An 18,891-nucleotide genomic window follows, 5' to 3' on the forward strand; every position below is an offset into this window, starting at 1 on the left:
TCCTTAAGTAATATCCCCTAGCCGAAAAGTGCGTGCTAACGTGAACGTCGAGCGCACGTTGCGATTCAGCCGGGGCCGCATGAGTTTCAGATCCAGTGACACTTCGGACCCGCCAAGAGCGTTCGGCGTGATGCCTCCGACCGTTCTGGGTGCCGTCGTCGGGGTAGGCGCGGCCACCGTGGTGACTGGACTCATCGGCTTCCTGAAAATGCCACCTTTCGGCTCGCACGCCGCCCTACTGTGCACTCTGGCTGTTGTGCTCGTGGGAACGCGCGGCCTCGCGGCGGGGATCGGGGCGCTCGTGGTCAGCGCGCTGGGGCTGCTGCTGCTCGCCAATACCGGCTCGGACCCTGTCCCAACCGACTGGTCGGTGCTTGCGCTTCTTCTGGTGGCCGGCCTCGGCACTGCCGTCCTGGGGGAGCGGCTGCGCCGGACCCGCGTCGACGCCGCCGCCCGCGACCGCGCCCTGCTAGCGAGGGAAGCGCATCTGTCGTCGATCCTCGACACGGTGCCCGACGCCATGATCGTCATCGATGAGCGGGGGATCATGCAGTCTTTCTCCACGGCTGCCGAGCGCCTGTTCGGCTTTTCATCGGCGGAGGCTGTGGGGCGCAATGTGGCGATCCTGATGCCCAATCCACACCGGGACGCGCACGATGCCTATCTGGGGCGCTATCTCACCACCGGCGAACGCCGCATCATCGGCATCGGTCGCGTGGTGGTAGGCCAGCGCAAGGACGGCACCACCTTTCCCATGGAACTGGCTGTGGGGGAGATGCGCTCCTCGTCCGGCCGCTTCTTCACCGGCTTCATCCGCGACCTGACCGAACGCCAGAAGACCGAGGCGCGCCTGCAGGAGCTGCAATCGGAACTCGTCCACATTTCTCGTCTGACCGCCATGGGCGAGATGGCCTCGACGCTGGCCCACGAGCTGAACCAGCCACTGTCCGCCATCGCCAACTATCTGAAAGGCTCGCGACGGCTCTTGGATGCCAGCGAGGACGCAACCTCCCAGATGCTCAAGGGTGCGCTGGACAAAGCTGCCGAGCAGGCGTTGCGCGCCGGGCAGATCATCCGCCGCCTGCGGGATTTCGTCTCACGGGGCGAGACGGAGCGGCGGGTGGAGAGCTTGGCAAAGCTGGTGGAAGAAGCCAGCGCGCTTGCCCTGGTGGGCGTTAAGGAATACGGCATCCAGGTGCGGTTCCACTTCGATCCGACCTGCGATCAGGTGCTCGCCGACAAGGTACAGGTGCAGCAGGTGCTCCTGAACCTCCTGCGCAATGCCGTGGAAGCCATGATGGAAACCCCCGTGCGCCGCTTGACCGTGCAAACGGCCCCAGCTGCTGATGACATGGTTTCCGTGACCGTGTCGGATACCGGGCACGGCTTGACCGAAGAGGTGGCGCAGCAGCTATTTACGCCGTTCGTCACGACAAAGCCCCAGGGCATGGGTGTGGGGCTCTCCATTTCGCGTACCATCATCGAGGCCCATGGGGGCCGCATCTGGGCGGAGCCCAATCCGGAAGGGGGAGCAGTCTTCTGCTTCACCCTGCGCGCCGTGCGGGAGGAAGGGGAGGACGATGCCTGATTCGCAGCTCATTCACGTCATCGACGATGACGATGCGGTAAGGCACTCGCTGGCCTTCCTTCTTGCGACCAACGGCTTCGACGTGAAGCAGCACGATTCGGCGGCCGCGTTCCTGGAAGCCGGCATTCCCGCCAAGGCGGGATGCATCATCACGGACGTCCGCATGCCCGGCCTCAGCGGCGTTGAGCTGCTTGAGAAGCTCGATCATGCCGGCTGCCGCGTGCCGGTCATCGTCGTCACCGGCCATGCAGATGTGCCCCTGGCCGTGGAGGCCATGAAGCTCGGGGCCTCCGATTTCCTGGAAAAGCCCTTCGACGACGAGGCGCTCCTGGCAGCCATCCGCACCTGCCTGTCGCGCGCGCAGGAAAATCAGAAGGTCGATGCGGTGCGCGAGGATGTGGAAGAGCGCATCGCCACGCTCTCCCACCGCGAACACCAGGTGCTCGAATATCTGGTGGCCGGGCACGCCAACAAGACCATCGCCTACGACCTCGGCATCAGCCCCCGGACGGTGGAAGTCTACCGCGCCAATGTGATGACCAAGATGAAGGCCGCGAGCCTGTCGGAGTTGGTGAGGATGGCGCTTCTGGCGGGGATCGGCACAGACGTCGCACCGAAAGGTTGACGTTTGGTCATACGCATTTGCCCCATGGTCACCGGCAAAGTCCCGTTGATCTAGCTCAAGGCTCCCCTTACCGTCAGAAGGGATACTTCCGGTAGCCCGACTGCGCGATCCCACGAGCAGCTCGTGGGAGATGTTTCAGATGCCTTTGGTTCACAGCGAGAGCAGCACATCAGGCGGGGGGGTCGTTCTCGTCATCGACGACGATCCCGCCGTTCGCGGCTCGCTGAAATTCTCGCTTGAGATTGAAGGCTTTGATGTCCGCACCTATGCCAATGCGGACGAACTGCTCCGGGCAAACGATCTTCCCAGCCGAGGCTGCCTCATCGTCGACTATTACCTTCCCGGCGTGAACGGCCTCGACCTGCTGCGCGAGCTCAGCGACCGCCATGTGTCCCTTCCTGCCATCCTCATCACTACGCAGCCGACCGCAAACGTGCGCCGCAGGGCACATTCGGCGGGCGTTGCCATCATCGAAAAGCCGCTCCTGAACAACGCGCTCAGCGAGGCCGTGCGCGACAGCTTTTCGCGTGGTGGCGAAGCTGCGAGCGGAATGCCGGCCTGACGCGAGCAACACCCGGGCGCAGCGGGTTCCGGTAAATTTCAGACATCCAGAAACCGACACGTGCATGGCGTGTTACCTTGGGGCACGCCTGAAGGACCGCGTTTTCAATCGCGCCTTGCGCGACACAGACCAAGCGAGGCCGGCGCATGACCACCCGCAATCTGGACGCCCTTTTCAATCCTTCCGCCATCGCCCTCGTCGGGGCCAGCAACCGGCCAGGCTCCATCGGAGCCGTCATTGCCCGAAACCTGTTTGAGGCCGGGTTCGAAGGGCCGATCCTGACCGTCAACCCCAGGGAGCGCGCCATCCGCTCCTCCCTGAACTACAGTTCAGTGGCCGAGCTCCCCATTCCCATCGATCTTGCCGTGGTGGCGACGCCTCCCGCCGACATCCCGCAGGTGATCGCCGATCTCGGCCAGAAGGGCTGCCGGGCAGCGGTTGTCATCACCGCCGGCTTCGGGGAAGGGGACCGCGCCTCAGGCAAGGAACTGCGCCAGCGCATGCTTGACGCGGCGCGCCCAAATCTCCTGCGCATCGTCGGCCCCAACTGCCTCGGCTTCATCTCCACCGGCCCGCGCATCAATGCCAGCTTCGCCCATCTCATGCCGCGCAAGGGCGACGTGGCCTTCGTCACCCAGTCCGGGGCCATGGCGACGACGGTGCTCGATTGGGCCAATGCCCGGTCGGTGGGCTTCTCTCACATCATATCGCTGGGCGACAAAGCGGACGTGGATTTCGGGGACCTGCTGGACCACCTGGCCCTCGACAACACCACCCGGGCCATCCTGCTTTATGTGGAGAGTGTCACCGACGCGCGCAAATTCATGTCGGCGGGGCGGATCGCGGCCCGCGCCAAGCCGGTCATCGTCATCAAGGCGGGCCGCAGCGCAGCCGGGGCCAAGGCCGCGCTCTCCCACACCGGCGCGCTGGCCGGCGCCGACATCGTCTATGACGCCGCCTTCCGCCGGGCAGGAATGCTGCGTGTGTACGAACTGCGGGAATTGTTCGAGGCGGTGACCACCCTGTCGTCGGGCATCCGCCTCCAGGGGGATCGCCTCACCATCCTCACCAATGGCGGCGGCGCCGGCGTTCTCGCCACCGATGCCATCGAGGGCACGCCCGGGCGGCTGGCGACGCTGGCCCCCGAGACCATCGCCAAGCTGAATGGCGTGCTGCCCTCCACCTGGTCGGGGGCCAACCCCGTGGACATTATCGGCGATGCCCCCGGCAAGCGGTACGAGGACGCGCTTTCCATCCTGTTGGAGGATCCAAATTCCGACGCCACCCTGGTGCTGAACTGTCCCACCGCAGTCGCCGACAGTTCGGACGCGGCCGATGCGGTGATCCGGGTGGTCTCGAAGCGTCGGCGGGCACCGGTGCTCACCTGCTGGCTGGGAGAGACGGCGGTCGCCGCCTCCCGCCAGAACTTTGCCGCCTGCCGGGTGCCCACCTACGAGACGCCGGACGAAGCGGTTCGCGCCTTCAACCATCTGGTCTCCTATCAGCGCAACCAGACGACCCTGATGGAAACCCCTCCGGCCCGCACCTTCGACGAACCGGACCGGGACCGGGCGCGGCAGGTGGTCCAGGCGGTGATCGACGCGGGGCGCAGTGCGCTGACGGAATACGAGGCCAAGCAGGTCCTTAGGGCCTATGACATCCCCACCGTCGACACCCGCATCGCCCGCACCCCCGAGGAAGCCGGCCGACTTGCAGCCGAGATCGGCAAGCCGGTGGCGCTGAAGATCCTTTCCCACGACGTGACCCATAAGTCCGACGTGGGCGGTGTGCGGCTTGACCTGCGCACGCCGGCCGGCGTCGAGGAAGCCGCGCGTGGCATGCTGCTCACGGTCGCCGAGCGCATGCCGGCCGCCCGCATCGAGGGCTTCACCGTCCAGGAAATGATCAACCGCCCCCACGCCCAGGAGCTGATCGCCGGCATCGCCAATGATCCCACCTTCGGCCCCGTGGTCCTGTTCGGGGAGGGGGGCATCGCGGTGGAGGTGATCGCCGACCGCGCCGTGGCCCTTCCGCCGCTCAACGGCGTTCTGGCCCGAGAGATGATCGAGCGCACCCGCATTGCGCGGCTCCTGGCGGGCTATCGGGACCGTCCGCCGGCCGACATGGAGGCCATCTCGTCAACCCTGGTGAAGATATCCGAGCTGATGGGAGACCTCCCCCAGATTTCCGAGCTGGACATCAACCCGCTCCTGGCGGACGCGCAAGGCGTGATCGCGCTCGATGCCCGGATCGTCGTGCACCCGACCAAGGGCATCGGGACGGAACGCTTCGCCATCCGCCCCTATCCCACCCGGCTGACCAGTACCATGACGCTCACGGACGGGAAGGTGCTGCTGGTGCGGCCCATCCGGCCGGAGGATGAGCCGCAGCTGGTGGACATTGTGCGCCGATCGGATCCCCGCGACGTGCGGATGCGCTTCCTCGGCTCGGTGAAGGACTTCCCCCACCTCATGGCCGCGCGCCTCTCCCAGATCGATTACGACCGGGAAATGGCGCTGGTGGCCGTGGACAAGGAGGGGGAGGTGCTGGGCGTGGTCCGCATCATCGCCGATCCGGACAACGAAGCGGCGGAATATGCGATCATGGTGAGGTCCGACAGCAAGGGGAAGGGCCTCGGCTTCCAGCTGATGACCCGCATCCTCGACTATGGGCGCCAGAGGGGCCTGAAGCGCATCTTCGGCGACGTGCTGCGCGAGAACATGCCCATGCTGCACATGGCGGAGGACCTGGGGTTCAAGATCACCGCCGGGAGCGACGATCCCACCGTCGTGAGGGTCAACCTGCCTCTGCAGTGAAGAAGAGAGCCACTGGCCTCAGCGGGCCGGCGCGGCATCCGGAATGGGGCTCATGGGCGGCGGGGTGGTTGCGATCAGCTCGCCCCAGGCCGCGAACGCGTCCTGGAACGCCTGGTCGCCGGTCGGCCCCTTCTCGAACGCGATGATGCCCCGCTTGTTGTTGGTATAGACCACCGGCACATCGATCCAGGGACGCGTCTGCAACAGCTGGATGTTGCGCTGCTTGTCGGTGGGCACGGCGGACAGGCCCACCAGGAAATAAGTGGGATTGACGCGCACGGAGAGGCCGGCGAGGGGGGCACCTTGGGCACTCTCGGTCTGCTTCATGCGGATGCCCGGAACGTTGCTGATGCCGCCATAGGCAAAATCGGGAGGCAGGCCGAAACCGATCTCGATGGTATGGGAGGCTGGCAGGGCCTGGTCCAGGTTGCGACGGAGCGTGAAGCTGATGGAAATCCGCCGCTCGGGAATCTGGATGTCGCCGCGAATGCCGATGTCCGGGGGAAGGCCCGGCCCGGCATTATAGGTCTCGGTTTTCCAGGTGACCGTGCCTTCGTAGGATTGCAGGCCCTGCGAAGCGCCGGTGGTCTCTTCGAAGAGCACGGCGCGCTGGGCGGCCGCATTCACCGGACGCATCGGCGGGGGCACCGCACGCTTATTGGCATCGCCCGAAGCCTGCGCGATCCGGTCATTGGACTTGGGCTGCTCGGCAGCCTTGGCCGGCTCAGCGGGCGCCGGGGCCGGCGCCGGGGCCTGAGCAGGCGCGCCGGAAACCAGCGCCATCAAACGCTCGCGCTCCACGGCCGCAAACACAGCACCGACGACCAGAATGGCCACCAGGATCGTGATGAGAAGGCTGCGGGTCCAGCGCGGGGATCCGGACGCCTGCTTCTCTGCCGGAAGCCGGGGCCGCGCGGTCTTGGCCGCGACGGGCGCCTTGCCGAGGATCGGCCGGCGGTCCGTCAGGGTCTTTTCATCGTCGCTGGCGGCCGGCGTCTCCGGCGCATCATCAGCGGCCTCGGACACGTCTGGGGCGGGGTCTGAGGTCGCTCCGCTCGAAGCAGGCGCCTCGCTCTCCATTGCGACCTTGCCCGCCTCTGGCCCCACGGGTTCAGAGGCAGGGGCAGGCTTGGACGGCGCTGGAGGCGGGGGCGCCTCTGTCGATGCCGGCACGGAAGCCCCGGCGCCGGCCGGCGCAGTGGGCCGGACGGTCGGCTCAGCCACCGCAGGAGGCTCGGGGTATTCGGCCGCGATGCGCCGGATCGCGTCTTCCAGCGACTGCCGCTCGCGGCCGATCTCGCCCTCGGGCAAGGGGGGCTCGACGCTGCGCAATTGCTTGAGCAGGGCTGCCCGCGCGCGGTCGAATACGATCTTCCGGGTCTCGGCCGTGTTCTGGCTCAAACCGGAGATCGCGCGAACCAGGAGCGGATAATAGTCAGCCATCGGTCGCGAGCTTGGTCCCTGTCCGCAGGATTGAGATTAGGCCTGGAACGGATTTTGAACCAGGATCGTGTCGTTTCTTTCCGGGCTCGTGGAAAGCACCGCCACCGGGCAGCCGATCAGTTCCTCGATCCAGCGCACATACTTGACCGCCTCGGCGGGCAGGTCCGCCCAGGAGCGCGCGCCAGCCGTGGACTCCTTCCAGCCCGGGATGGTCTCGTAGATGGGCGTGGCCCGCGCCTGGGCGCCGCTCTCGGCGGGGAGATAATCGATCTCCTCGCCATCCAGCATGTAGCCAACGCACACCTTGATCTCTTCAAACCCGTCGAGCACGTCGAGCTTGGTCAGGGCGATGCCGTGAATGCCGCAGGTGCGCACGGTCTGGCGCACCAGGACCGCATCGAACCAGCCGCAGCGACGCGGACGACCGGTGACGACGCCGAATTCACGCCCCCGCGTTCCCAGCGCCTGTCCAACCTCGTCGGTGAGCTCGGTGGGGAAGGGACCTTCGCCGACGCGCGTCGTATAGGCCTTGGTGATGCCCAGCACGTAGTCGAGCGAGCCCGGGCCGACACCCGACCCACTCGCCGCCGAGGACGCCACCGTGTTGGAGGACGTCACATAGGGATAGGTGCCGTGGTCGATATCGAGAAGCGCGCCCTGCGCACCCTCGAACAGGATCTTCTTGCCCTCGCGGCGGGCGCGGTCCAGCAGGTCCCACACCCGGTCCATGAAGGGCAGGACCTTCGGAGCCACCTCTTCGAGCTCGGCAATGAGCGCGCCCGCATCCACCTCCGGCAGGCCGAGGCCACGCCGCAGAAGATTGTGGTGGCTCAGCAGCCGCTCGACCTTGGCCGGCAGGGACGCGGTGTCCGCAAGATCCACGAGGCGGATGGCGCGACGGCCGACCTTGTCCTCATAGGCGGGGCCGATGCCACGGCGCGTGGTGCCGATGCGCGTGCCGGCATTGGCATTCTCGCGCAGGGCATCCAGTTCGCGATGCAGCGGCAGGATGAGAGGGGTTGTCTCGGCAATGCGCAGACGCTCCGGGCCAACCACAACACCCTGCGCCGCCAGCCGCTCCAGCTCGGCCACAAGGGCCTGCGGATCCAGCACGACGCCGTTGCCGATCACCGACAGCTTGCCCGAGCGTACGACGCCGGAGGGCAAGAGGGAGAGTTTATAGGTCACGCCGTCCACCACCAGGGTGTGGCCGGCATTGTGCCCACCCTGGAATCGAACGACCACGTCGGCCTGCTCCGAGAGCCAGTCGACGATCTTGCCCTTACCTTCGTCGCCCCATTGCGAGCCGACCACGACCACGTTGGTCACGGTGTGGGGTCCTCCGCGAAGCGCCCTCCCGAAAAGGAGGCGCGAACAAAGCAAAGCCCCGGCTTTGGACCGGGGCGTCCCTGTGCCTCTTAAGGGATCGGCGTCCCGGAAGCAAGGCGCCGCATGTGCTTGCCTCTCACCGCGGGGCGTCCGCCACGCTCAAATCAAGGTGGTCCTTTGCCGGGAACGCAGCGGTTCCAAGGGGCGCCGCCTCCCGAGGACGCCTTCCCCTCTGTGCAGAAACATCAGCCGCTGTTCCGCAAGCCCGCGGAAATGCCATTGATGGTCAGCTGGATCCCGTGCAGCACATTCTCATCCGGCACCTCGGCCGCCTCGTTGCGCCGATGCAGCTTGAGGAGCTGGATCTGGACGTGGTTCAGCGGATCCAGATAGGGAAAGCGGTTCCGGATGGAACGGCTCAGGAGGGGATTGCCCTCCAGCAGCTTGGCCTGACCGGTAATGGCCAGGAGGTGTGAGATGGTGCTCTGATACTCGGCGTTGATACGGCCGAAGATGCGCTCCCGCAGGTCCTCGTCCTCCACCAGCTCGGCATAGCGGGAGGCCACCGCAAGGGAACTCTTCGACAGCACCATGTCCATGTTTGACAGCAAGGTGCGGAAGAAGGGCCAGTCGCGGTACATGGCCCGCAACTGGTCGAGCCCGTCTTGCGGATGGGCGGCCACATAGGCCTCGATGGCCGCGCCGAACCCGTACCAGCCCGGCAGCATCAGCCGGCACTGGGCCCAGCTGAACACCCAGGGGATGGCGCGCAGGGCGTTGATGGAGCGGGTTTTCTTCCGCGAGGCCGGGCGGGAGCCGATGTTCAGGGTGGCGATCTCGTTGATCACGGTGGAGGACCAGAAATAGTCCTCAAAGCCCTCGGTCTCATAGACGAGGTTGCGGTAGGCGGCGAAGGCGGTCTGGGACAGCTCCTCCATGGTGGTGAGGAAGTCGGCCCGGGGCGCGTTTTCCTTCGGCTGGAGGAGGCTCGCCTCCAGCGTCGCCGCCACCAGGATTTCCAGGTTCCGGCGCCCCACGTCGGGGGTCGAATACTTGGAGGCGATGATCTCGCCCTGCTCGGTCACGCGGATCTGACCGTTCACGGCGCCGCCGGGCTGAGCCAGGATGGCGTCGTAGCTCGGCCCGCCGCCGCGTCCCACCGAGCCGCCGCGCCCATGGAACAGGCGCAGCTTGATACCGTGGCGGCGAAACACATCGATGAGCCCGATCTCGGCCTTGTACAATTCCCAGCCCGAGGTGACGAAGCCGCCATCCTTGTTGCTGTCGGAATAGCCCAGCATCACCTCCTGGACGCCCCCGCGGCTGTCGACCAGTGCCCGATAGGCGGGAATGGAGAACAAGCGATCCATCACCTCGGCGCAGGCGCGCAGGTCCTCGATGGTCTCGAAGAGGGGGATGATGTTGATGTCGCTTGTGCCATCGGCCCGCACGAGGCCCACCTCCTTCAGCAGCAACGCAAGCTCAAGAAGGTCGGACACCCCTTCGGCCTTTGAGATGATGGCATTGGGGATCACGGCTGGCCCGAGGCGCGCATGGGCGTCGGCAGCCGTGCGCAGGATATCCAGCTCCGACTGGGTTTCCTCCCCATAGCCCAGATAGGGCGAGGTCAGCGGCCGGGCATTCGCCAGTTCGCGGGTCAGCAGGGTGATCCGGGCGGCTTCGTCGAGGGCGAGATAGCCGGTGCCGGGCGCCACCTTCTCAAGCAGCTCTGCGACCGTGCGCTCATGCACGTCGGAATTCTGGCGCAGGTCGAGACTGGTCAGGTGGAAGCCGAAACAATCCGCCGCCCGCCTGAGGTGGCGCAGGCGGCCGCGGGCCAGGATGCGCGAACCATTCTGCACCAGGGAGTGGTGGATCAGGTCGAGATCGGCCTTGAAAGCAGAAGCGGTCGGGTACGGCGCCACGTCGGTCGGGGCTGAGATCCCCTTCAGCTGGGCGGACGTGGCGCGAAGACGCGCGGCGACGAGGGACAAAGCGAGCCGATAGGGCTCCTCCCGACGGGTGAGACTGCGGTCCGGAGACGCGTCCATCAGCGACACAAGGCCCGGCGAGACCTTAACCAGGCGTCCAGCGAGAGAGAGTTCGCCGGCCAGCGCCTCTACCTGCTCTTCATAGAAGCGCAGCACCCGATCCCGCTGGAGCGCCACCGTTTCGCGCAGCACGCTGGCGGTCACGAAGGGATTGCCGTCACGGTCGCCCCCAATCCAGCTGCCGATGCGCAGGAAGGAGGGCACCTCGGCCTCTGCGGCCTTCGGGTCAACTTTCGCCAGCTGGTCCTCGATGGTGCAGAAGAGACGCGGCACTTCTTGCAGGAAGGTATAATCGTAATAGGAAAGGCCGTTCACCACTTCGTCGATGACCGTCAGCTTGATCCGGCGCAGAAGTGCGGTCTGCCAGAGCGTAAGAACCGCCCGCCGCAAGGTCTCTTCCTCGAGCTCGCGCTCTTCGGGCGTGGCGGACACCTGCTCCCGGCGGTCCAAAAGGTCCGAGATTTCCATTTCCCGGTTCAGGGTACTCTTGCGCCGCACTTCAGTGGGATGGGCGGTCAGGACAGGGCTCACCAGGGCGCCGGCGAAGAAATCCTTCAGGTCGGAGGCGGTGAGACCGGCGTCCACGGCTTTCGACAGTGCGTTGGAGAGGGTACCGCGACGGGGAGCGGAACCGGCAATGGCATGGGCCCGGTTGCGCCGAATGTGGTGCTGGTCCTCGGCGATATTGGCAAGGTGCGAGAAATAGGAAAAAGCGCGCACGATCTGGACCGCCACCTCAGGCGAGAGCTGGCCGAGGATGGTTTCCAACTCCTGTCGGGCCCCCTCGTCCGCGTCGCGGTGGAAGCGGATGGAAGTGCGCCGGATAATCTCCACCAGGTGATAAACGGGCTCTCCCTCCTGGGCGCGCACGGTATCGCCGAGCAGGCGGCCGAGGAGGCGGATGTCGTCCCGAAGGGGCCGGTCCTTCTCGCTGCCGTCTTCCTCGCTGTCCCCCACCACGGCCCACACGGCGCTCGACATGCCAGCACTCCCCCCTGCTTTCGTCTAAGGACGGCAGTTTAGACACGTTTTTTCGCAGCCGCGAAGAGCACATGCACCCAACGCGACGCCAAGGGCGGCCTCTGCGGGCCTGGCGCCTGAGGAAACGGCGGGCAAGCAGGGCGAGCGTCGTAAGTTTGAAGCAAGCCAAGGTCATTAGGAGTTCGCTTCATTAAAGTTCGCTCATCTCTCCGAGCGTCCTTGCGCGGCAGCGGTTTTAACGTCAAAACCGTTGCTGGAACTTATCTTCGGCGCCTCGCGGGGGGCGGCATCGAAACCGGTGATTCATGACCCAGACGCATTCCACAGCGCGTCCGACACCCAGCCTTGCGCCGACCGCCCTCGACCTCGCCCTGCAGGCCGCCAAGCCGGCCATGTGGAGCGTGATTGCGTTCAGCTTCTTCATCAACCTGCTGGGCCTCTCCGGCTCCATCTACATGATGCAGGTCTATGATCGGGTTCTGGCCAGCCGGAACATCCAGACGCTGATCGTCCTGACCCTCATCATCGCCTTCCTCTATATGATCTCGGCCGGCCTTGAGGCGTTGCGCACGCAGTTGCTCGTCCGCGCCGGGGTCAAGTTCGACGAGAGCATCAAGGAACATGCGTTTGACGCGGTGCAGCGCGCCTCCTTGCGCCGCCCGTCCGCGAACCACGTCCAGGCGCTCCGCGACGTGGACACGGTGCGCGACTTTTTCACCGGCGCCGGCCTCGTGTCGCTGTGCGACGTGCCCTGGGTGCCGATCTACATCGCCTTTGCGACCTTGCTCCACCCCTGGTATGGCATCCTCGCGGTGGTCAGCTGCATCATTTCCGGCGTGCTCGCAGTGGCCAATGACCGCGTGAACCGTCCGATCCTTGATCGCGCCACCAAGGCCAATATCAACGCCAACAACCAGGCGGTGACCACGTTCCGCAATGCCGAGGTGCTCCAGGCGATGGGCATGGTGCGCCAATTGCGCGAGCGGTGGCTGGCGCACCGGGCCCAGGCGCTGGGCTGGCAGGGCCTTGCCTCCGACCGTGCCGCATTCCTGGTGGCCGCCACCAAGTTCAACCGCATGTTCATGCAAAGCCTGGTGCTCGGGCTTGGGGCCTATCTCGCCATCAACCGCGAGATCACGCCCGGCATGATGATCGCCGCTTCCATCGTGGTCGGCCGCGCCATCCAGCCCATCGAGATGGCCATCGGCAACTGGAAGGGCATCGTTTCCATGCGCTCCGCCTATCGGCGGGTCCAGGAGATGCTGCGCCTCAGCCCGCCCCAGCCACAGCGCATGCGCCTGCCCGACCCCACCGGGGTGGTGCATGTGGAGAATGTGTTCGTCACCGCCCCGGGCCGCGAGGTGCCCGTGTTGCGTGACGTGACTTTCGCCCTGCCGGCGGGAACCACGCTCGGCATCATCGGGCCGAGCGCGGCAGGCAAGTCCACCCTCGCCCGCGCCCTCGTCGGCGTCTGGCCGACATCCGCGGGCTCCATCCGCCTCGACGGGTCGGACCTGACCCACTGGGATCCGGAGCAGCTGGGACGTTCCATCGGCTACCTGCCGCAAGACGTGGAACTGTTCGCGGGAACCGTGGCGGAAAACATTGCCCGCTTCGGCGCAAGGGACGAGGCCAAGGTGGTGGAGGCCGCCCAGATGGCCGGCGTCCATGACATGATCCAGCGCCTGCCCCAAGGCTACAATACGGAGATCGGCGACGGCGGCGCCTCCCTGTCCGGCGGTCAGCGCCAACGGATCGCGCTTGCCCGCGCCGTCTATGGTCGCCCTGCGCTCATCGTGCTGGACGAACCCAATGCCAGCCTCGACGCCGCCGGCGAACAGGCCCTTGCCCAGGCCGTGCAGGCCCTCAAGGCGGGGGGATCCACCGTCGTCCTCGTCACCCACAAGACCAACAGCCTCGGACTGTGCGACCTGATCCTGCTGATGAGCGAGGGCACGGTGCACAGCTTCGGCCCGCGAGACGAGGTGCTGGCCAAGATGCTCGGCCCCCGTCTGGTCCGCCCGCGAGATCCCGCCGGCGAGCCGCCCAAGGTCGATGCCGGCGCGAAGAAGGGCTGAGCCATGATGAACCATCTCCACACGGGCTTTGTCCGCCTGAAGGATTTCATGCTGCGCCTGAAGAGCCGCCTGCTCGGTTCCGTGCTCGGCATCCAGCTGCTGCAACGCATGCCACTAAAAGGCACCAGTGTCGCGGCCGCACCCAAGTCGGGGCCCCTGCCAGTCCCGGCGTCGGCTATCGCTGGCCTCCCCGGCACCGAGTTGGAAGCGCCCGTCCCCTCCAGCGACTATCGGCGCGTGGCCCTGATCGGCTACGCCGTGATCATCGGTGCGTTCGGCGTCTGCGGCGGCTGGGCGGCCATGGCCAGCATCGACAGCGCCGTGATCGCTTCGGGTGTCGTCTCGGTGGAAAGCAAGCGTCAGGTGGTGCAGCACCTGGAGGGCGGCATCGTCTCTGAAATCCTGGTGAAGGACGGCCAGGAGGTGAAGCAGGGCCAAGTCCTGTTCCGGCTCGATTCCACCACCTCCCGCGCCAATTTCGAATCGGTCCGCGCACAGCTCGACACCCTGGTGGCGATGGAGGCGCGCCTTGAGGCCGAGCGCGGCCAGGCCAGCGCCATCACCTTCCCGCCCGAACTGCTCTCCCGCGCCGGCGAGCCGACGGTGAAGGCCGCCCTTGCCGACCAGCAGGCTCAGTTCCGGGATCGCAAGGCTTCCATGGACGGCCAGATCGACATTCTCAACAGCCGCATCCGCCAGGGGCAGCGCGAGCTGGAGGGCCTGGCCCGTGAGCGGGATTCCGCCGACCAGCAATTGTACTTCATCGATGACGAGCTGGCCGGCATCCGCGCGCTCAACGACAAGGGCCTTGTCTCGAAGCCCCGCCTTGCCCAGTTGCAGCGGGAGAAGGCGCGGCTCGAAGGGACGGTCGGCCGCAACATGGCCGATGCCGCCAAGGCGGAGACCAATATCGGCGAGATGAGCCTCCAAATCCAGCAACTGCGCCAAAAGCAGCAGGAAGAAGTGGCCGCCCAGATCGCCGACACCCGCCAGAAGATCGCCGACCTGCGCGAGAAGCTTTCCGTTGCGCAGAACGTGCTGAAGCGCATTGACATCCGCGCGCCGCGGGACGGCGTGGTGCAGAACATCAACCAGAAGATCTACACGGTTGGCGCCGTGGTGCGGCCGGGCGACACCATGCTTGAGATCGTGCCGCAGAATGACGAGCTCATCGTAGACGCCCAGGTGCCCACCACCGACATCGATCGCCTCCACAATGGCGTGACCGGCGTGGAGGTGCGTTTCCCGGCCTTCCACTCCCGCACCACGCCACTCATTCTCGGCGAACTGCGTACGGTATCGCCTGATCGGCTGGTGAACGAGAGCACCCACGAACCCTATTACCAGGCGGTGGTTGCGGTGAACTCCACCGATTTGCCGGACGACATGAAGGCGCGCCTGCGCCCTGGTATGCCGGCGGAAGTGGTGTTCACCACCGGGGAGCGGACCGTGATGAGCTATCTGACGCGGCCTCTGACAGACGCGCTGCTGAAGTCTTTCCGTGAACGTTGACGCAAGCCTGCTGGATTGAGCTGCGTTGACTTAACGGCACAAGACGGCGAGGGTCGCCCGGCCATTACGGTGAGGCGTCCCTCGTGCCAGATATCCACCCGCCCGCCTTCGAGCCAACCATCTATCGCAACGCGAACGCGGATCTCCAGGCCTTCGACGATGCGGCGCTCCTGCGCCATTTTGTCGACCATGGCCGGGCCGAGGGTCGCGTTGCTTCGCGGATTTGTCAGCGGAGCGACTTCCTCGCCCTCGTCCCACCCCGGGATGATGTCCTTGAGATCGGTCCCTTCCTCAATCCGTGCCTGCGCAGGGACGACCGTAACGTATTCTATTTCGACGTACTGGACCGCGAGCAACTGATCGCGCGGGCGCAGACCCTCGTTGCTGCCGGAGCCTTCGATCCCGCGCAAGGCGCAGATTTTATCGCCGGAGCGCCGTTTATCGACTTCGTCCATCCCCAGGGGGACCTGTCAGGGATAGAGCGCACCTTCAGCCACATCCTCAGCAGCCATTGCGCCGAGCACCAGCCGGACCTCGTCGGCCATCTACAGAGCGTCTCGCGCCTGCTCGAGCCCGGTGGCAGCTATTTCCTGATCCTTCCAGACCACCGGTACTGCTTCGATCACTTCCTGCCGGAGACCCGCCTGGTGGACGTCCTTGCGGCCCATATCGAGGGCCGGAAGCTTCATACGCCCTTGGAGGTGCTGGAGCATCGTCTTCTGACCACGCACAGCGATCCGATCCGCCACTGGAACGGGGATCATGGCCGGCCGCTGATCGAGACTGACCCGCCGCCAGCCATTTCGCATATTGTCGAAGAAGCCCGGCTGGCGAGGACCGCCTATGTGGACGTACACAGCTGGAAGTTCACGCCCGACGGCTTCCAGGCGATCGTGACCGGGCTGAAGGCGTTGGGGCTCGTGGATCTCGATGTCGTCGAAATCTACCCGACCCTGCGCAATGCGCTGGAGTTCTTCGTGCTGCTGCGCAAGCCGTGAGGGCGCGCGGTTTGCCGCAGATGTTGCGTCGCCACAGGGGTTCCGTTCGACATTGACAGCTTTCCAGGCCACTCCTACGTTGCCGCCCCCAAGGTATGCTGCGCTGCGGACACCGCTGCGTCAGCGTCAAACGCGGGACATTGTCCCGCGGCCATACTTCAAGTGTCGGTCTGGGGGAGCGCGCGGTAATGAAAATTCTCGTCCCCGTTAAGCGTGTCGTCGATTACAACGTGAAGGTTCGCGTCAAGTCGGACGGCACGGGGGTTGAGCTCGCCAACGTCAAGATGTCCATGAACCCCTTCGACGAGATAGCCGTCGAGGAGGCGCTGCGCCTCAAGGAGGCGGGAAAGGCCACCGAGGTGGTGGTTGTGTCGGTCGGCCCCGCGCAGGCGTCTGAGACCCTGCGTACCGCTCTCGCCATGGGCGCGGACCGCGGCATCCTGGTGAAGACCGACGTGACCACCGAGCCGCTGGCTGTGGCCAAGATCCTCAAGGCCGTCGTGGGCGAAGAAGCGCCCGGCTTGGTGATTCTGGGCAAGCAGGCCATCGACGATGATTGCAACCAGACCGGCCAGATGCTCGCTGCCCTGCTGGGCTGGGGCCAGGGCACGTTTGCATCCAAGGTGGTCGTCGAAGACGGCGCGACCCTTGTGACCCGCGAGATTGACGGCGGCTTGCAGACGGTGAAGCTGACCCTTCCGGCCATAGTGACCACCGACCTTCGCCTCAACGAGCCGCGCTATGCTTCGCTGCCCAACATCATGAAGGCGAAGAAGAAGCCCATCGACGAGAAGAGCCCCGAGGCGTACGGCGTTGACGTGACGCCGCGCCTCAAGGTGCTCAAGACCGCCGAGCCCGCGGGCCGCAAGGCCGGCGTGAAGGTCGGCTCGGTGGCTGAACTGGTGGCGAAGCTCAAGGACGAGGCGGGGGTGATCTGATGACGACGTTGCTGCTCGCCGAACACGACAATTCCACCCTGAACGGCGCCACTGCCAAGGCCCTGACCGCCGCCGCCGCTCTAGGGGGCCCGGTCCATGTGCTGGTAGCCGGCCAGAATGCCGGCGCCGTCGCCGAGGCGGCTGCCAAGCTGGCGGGCGTCGAGAAGGTGCTGGTGGCGGATGACGCCGCCTACGCGCATCGCCTCGCCGAACCCTATGCGGACTTGATCGTCTCGCTGGCCGGTGGATATGACGCCATCGTCGGCCCCTCCACCACGGCGGCCAAGAACGTCCTGCCCCGCGTCGCCGCGCTGCTGGACGTGATGCAGATCTCCGATATTACCAAGGTGGCCGCGCCCGATACGTTCGAGCGTCCCATCTATGCCGGCAATGCCGTGCAGACGGTGCAGTCGGGCGATGCCAAGAAGGTCATCACCGTGCGCACGGCCTCGTTCGCAGCCACAGGCGAGGGTGGCTCCGCCGCCATTGAGGCGGTGTCCAAGGCCGGCGATCCCGGCGTGTCCACCTTCGTGGAGGAGAGCCTCTCGGCCTCCGACCGCCCCGAGCTCACCGCTGCCCGCATCATCGTGTCCGGCGGTCGCGCCGTCGGTTCGAAGGAGAAGTTCGCGGAAGTGATCGAGCCGCTGGCCGACGTTCTCGGCGCCGCGGTCGGCGCGTCCCGCGCGGCGGTGGATGCCGGATACGCGCCCAACGACTGGCAGGTGGGCCAGACCGGCAAGGTGGTCGCGCCCGAGCTTTACGTCGCGCTGGGCATCTCCGGCGCCATTCAGCATCTCGCCGGCATGAAGGACTCCAAGGTCATTGTCGCCGTCAACAAGGACGAGGAGGCGCCTATTTTCCAGGTTGCCGATTACGGCCTGGTGGGTGATCTCTTTGCCGTGGTGCCCGAGCTGAAGGCCGAGTTGCAGAAGGCCAAGGGCTGACGGGCCCGCACTGACGGAACCGGTCGGGCCCTCCGGCCGGGACCCCACGGGGTCGGACACCCGGTCCGGCCTCGTCAACCAAGTGAAAGACGAGAGCAAAATGCCGCTCGAGATCAAGAAGGTGGGTGTCATTGGTGCCGGGCAGATGGGCAACGGCATCGCCCATGTCTGCGCCATCGCCGGCTACGACGTCGCCTTGCACGACGCCGATGCGGACCGCATCCGCTCGGGCCTCGCCACGATCAACGGCAATATGGCAAAGCAGGTCTCGAAGGCCACCATCTCCGAGGAAGAGCGCCAGGCGGCCCTGGCCCGCATCCTCGCTGCGCCCGCCATTGAGGATCTGGCGGAATGCGATCTCGTGATCGAGTCCGCCACCGAGAAGGAAGAGACCAAGCGGAAGATCTTCGCCTCGGTCTGTCCGGTTCTGCGGCCCGATGCGCTGGTGGCCAGCAACACCTCGTCCATCTCGATCACCCGCCTCGCCGCCTCCACCGACCGGCCTGAGCGGTTCATCGGCATCCATTTCATGAACCCGGTTCCGCTGATGGAGCTGGTGGAACTGGTCCGCGGCATCGCCACCGACGATGACACGTTCGAAAGCTCAAAGCAGTTCGTCACCCGCCTGCACAAGACCTATGCGGTGGCTGAGGACTTCCCGGCCTTCATCGTCAACCGCATCCTGCTGCCGATGATCAACGAGGCCATCTACACCCTCTATGAGGGCGTCGGCTCCGTGGACGCCATCGACCGCGCCATGAAGCTGGGCGCCAACCATCCCATGGGCCCCCTGCAACTGGCCGATTTCATCGGCCTCGACACCTGCCTGGCCATCATGCAGGTGCTCCATGAGGGGCTCGCCGACAGCAAGTATCGCCCCTGCCCGCTTCTCGTGAAATACGTGGAAGCCGGTTGGCTCGGGCGGAAGACCAAGCGCGGCTTCTACGACTATCGCGGCGAGAAGCCGGTTCCCACGCGCTGAGCGCCGGCGGGGACGCCGGGCGTCCCCGCGCAAGTGTCGGATGC

General features: G+C 65.9%; 13 protein-coding genes. 10 read left to right on the plus strand and 3 right to left on the minus strand.

What is annotated here, in order from left to right; translation table 11 throughout:
* The first annotated feature begins 130 nt into the window (after nucleotides 1–130).
* The 4 genes from PV781_RS15540 to PV781_RS15555 all read left to right on the plus strand — a co-directional run bounded on the left by PV781_RS15540 (nucleotide 131) and on the right by PV781_RS15555 (nucleotide 5,591).
* Nucleotides 131–1,588 carry a sensor histidine kinase gene (locus PV781_RS15540; RefSeq protein ID WP_274776545.1) on the plus strand — a complete coding sequence of 486 codons (1,458 nt, stop codon included), beginning with the start codon at nucleotides 131–133 and terminating at the stop codon, nucleotides 1,586–1,588.
* Complete coding sequence (gene fixJ, locus PV781_RS15545; RefSeq protein WP_274776546.1) at nucleotides 1,581–2,213, plus strand: response regulator FixJ; 633 nt, start codon at nucleotides 1,581–1,583, stop codon at nucleotides 2,211–2,213. Before PV781_RS15540 ends, fixJ begins: the two co-directional genes overlap by 8 nt.
* A 139-nt stretch (nucleotides 2,214–2,352) precedes the next feature.
* Nucleotides 2,353–2,775 carry a response regulator transcription factor gene (locus PV781_RS15550; RefSeq protein ID WP_274776547.1) on the plus strand — a complete coding sequence of 141 codons (423 nt, stop codon included), beginning with the start codon at nucleotides 2,353–2,355 and terminating at the stop codon, nucleotides 2,773–2,775.
* Between the two features lie 146 nt (nucleotides 2,776–2,921).
* The gene (locus tag PV781_RS15555) at nucleotides 2,922–5,591 is read left to right on the plus strand and encodes a bifunctional acetate--CoA ligase family protein/GNAT family N-acetyltransferase (protein ID WP_274776548.1); all 2,670 of its coding nucleotides are present in this window, start codon (nucleotides 2,922–2,924) and stop codon (nucleotides 5,589–5,591) included.
* A gap of 18 nt (nucleotides 5,592–5,609) precedes the next feature.
* On the opposite strand, the gene PV781_RS15560 is transcribed toward PV781_RS15555, so the two are convergent.
* From PV781_RS15560 to ppc, 3 genes are all read right to left on the minus strand, one after another.
* Nucleotides 5,610–7,034, minus strand: a complete 1,425-nt coding sequence (locus PV781_RS15560; RefSeq protein ID WP_274776549.1) for a hypothetical protein — start codon at nucleotides 7,032–7,034, stop codon at nucleotides 5,610–5,612.
* A gap of 36 nt (nucleotides 7,035–7,070) precedes the next feature.
* On the minus strand, nucleotides 7,071–8,363 hold the full coding sequence (locus PV781_RS15565) for an adenylosuccinate synthase (RefSeq protein ID WP_274776550.1): 1,293 nt from the start codon (nucleotides 8,361–8,363) through the stop codon (nucleotides 7,071–7,073).
* A gap of 245 nt (nucleotides 8,364–8,608) precedes the next feature.
* Nucleotides 8,609–11,395, minus strand: a complete 2,787-nt coding sequence (gene ppc / locus PV781_RS15570; RefSeq protein WP_274776551.1) for a phosphoenolpyruvate carboxylase — start codon at nucleotides 11,393–11,395, stop codon at nucleotides 8,609–8,611.
* Nucleotides 11,396–11,700: 305 nt separating this feature from the next.
* Here ppc and PV781_RS15575 point away from each other — a divergent pair, with 305 nt between their 5' ends.
* The 6 genes from PV781_RS15575 (at nucleotide 11,701) to PV781_RS15600 (ending at nucleotide 18,847) form a co-directional block, all read left to right on the plus strand.
* Nucleotides 11,701–13,473: a type I secretion system permease/ATPase gene (locus PV781_RS15575; RefSeq protein WP_274776552.1), complete on the plus strand. Its 1,773-nt coding sequence runs from the start codon at nucleotides 11,701–11,703 to the stop codon at nucleotides 13,471–13,473.
* Nucleotides 13,474–13,476: 3 nt separating this feature from the next.
* Nucleotides 13,477–14,985 (plus strand): HlyD family type I secretion periplasmic adaptor subunit, encoded by a 1,509-nt coding sequence (locus PV781_RS15580; RefSeq protein ID WP_274776553.1) that lies wholly within the window; start codon nucleotides 13,477–13,479, stop codon nucleotides 14,983–14,985.
* Between the two features lie 83 nt (nucleotides 14,986–15,068).
* Nucleotides 15,069–15,983 (plus strand): class I SAM-dependent methyltransferase, encoded by a 915-nt coding sequence (locus PV781_RS15585; RefSeq protein WP_274776554.1) that lies wholly within the window; start codon nucleotides 15,069–15,071, stop codon nucleotides 15,981–15,983.
* A 188-nt stretch (nucleotides 15,984–16,171) separates the two neighbouring features.
* Nucleotides 16,172–16,921, plus strand: a complete 750-nt coding sequence (locus PV781_RS15590; RefSeq protein ID WP_274776555.1) for an electron transfer flavoprotein subunit beta/FixA family protein — start codon at nucleotides 16,172–16,174, stop codon at nucleotides 16,919–16,921.
* Nucleotides 16,921–17,865 (plus strand): electron transfer flavoprotein subunit alpha/FixB family protein, encoded by a 945-nt coding sequence (locus PV781_RS15595; RefSeq protein ID WP_274776556.1) that lies wholly within the window; start codon nucleotides 16,921–16,923, stop codon nucleotides 17,863–17,865. Before PV781_RS15590 ends, PV781_RS15595 begins: the two co-directional genes overlap by 1 nt.
* Before the next feature lie 100 nt (nucleotides 17,866–17,965).
* Nucleotides 17,966–18,847: a 3-hydroxybutyryl-CoA dehydrogenase gene (locus PV781_RS15600; RefSeq protein ID WP_274776557.1), complete on the plus strand. Its 882-nt coding sequence runs from the start codon at nucleotides 17,966–17,968 to the stop codon at nucleotides 18,845–18,847.
* Nucleotides 18,848–18,891: the final 44 nt, after the last annotated feature.

It is taken from the genome of Aquabacter sediminis, assembly GCF_028863665.1.
In the GTDB taxonomy this organism is placed as follows: Bacteria; Pseudomonadota; Alphaproteobacteria; order Rhizobiales; family Xanthobacteraceae; genus L1I39.

Coding starts and splice junctions, on each gene's coding strand:
- PV781_RS15540 (WP_274776545.1), top strand. CDS start 131: ATGCCTCCGACCGTTCTGGGTGCCGTCGTCGGGGTAGGCGCGGCCACC.
- fixJ (WP_274776546.1), top strand. CDS start 1,581: ATGCCTGATTCGCAGCTCATTCACGTCATCGACGATGACGATGCGGTA.
- PV781_RS15550 (WP_274776547.1), top strand. CDS start 2,353: ATGCCTTTGGTTCACAGCGAGAGCAGCACATCAGGCGGGGGGGTCGTT.
- PV781_RS15555 (WP_274776548.1), top strand. CDS start 2,922: ATGACCACCCGCAATCTGGACGCCCTTTTCAATCCTTCCGCCATCGCC.
- PV781_RS15560 (WP_274776549.1), bottom strand. CDS start 7,034: ATGGCTGACTATTATCCGCTCCTGGTTCGCGCGATCTCCGGTTTGAGC.
- ppc (WP_274776551.1), bottom strand. CDS start 11,395: ATGTCGAGCGCCGTGTGGGCCGTGGTGGGGGACAGCGAGGAAGACGGC.
- PV781_RS15575 (WP_274776552.1), top strand. CDS start 11,701: ATGACCCAGACGCATTCCACAGCGCGTCCGACACCCAGCCTTGCGCCG.
- PV781_RS15580 (WP_274776553.1), top strand. CDS start 13,477: ATGATGAACCATCTCCACACGGGCTTTGTCCGCCTGAAGGATTTCATG.
- PV781_RS15590 (WP_274776555.1), top strand. CDS start 16,172: ATGAAAATTCTCGTCCCCGTTAAGCGTGTCGTCGATTACAACGTGAAG.
- PV781_RS15595 (WP_274776556.1), top strand. CDS start 16,921: ATGACGACGTTGCTGCTCGCCGAACACGACAATTCCACCCTGAACGGC.
- PV781_RS15600 (WP_274776557.1), top strand. CDS start 17,966: ATGCCGCTCGAGATCAAGAAGGTGGGTGTCATTGGTGCCGGGCAGATG.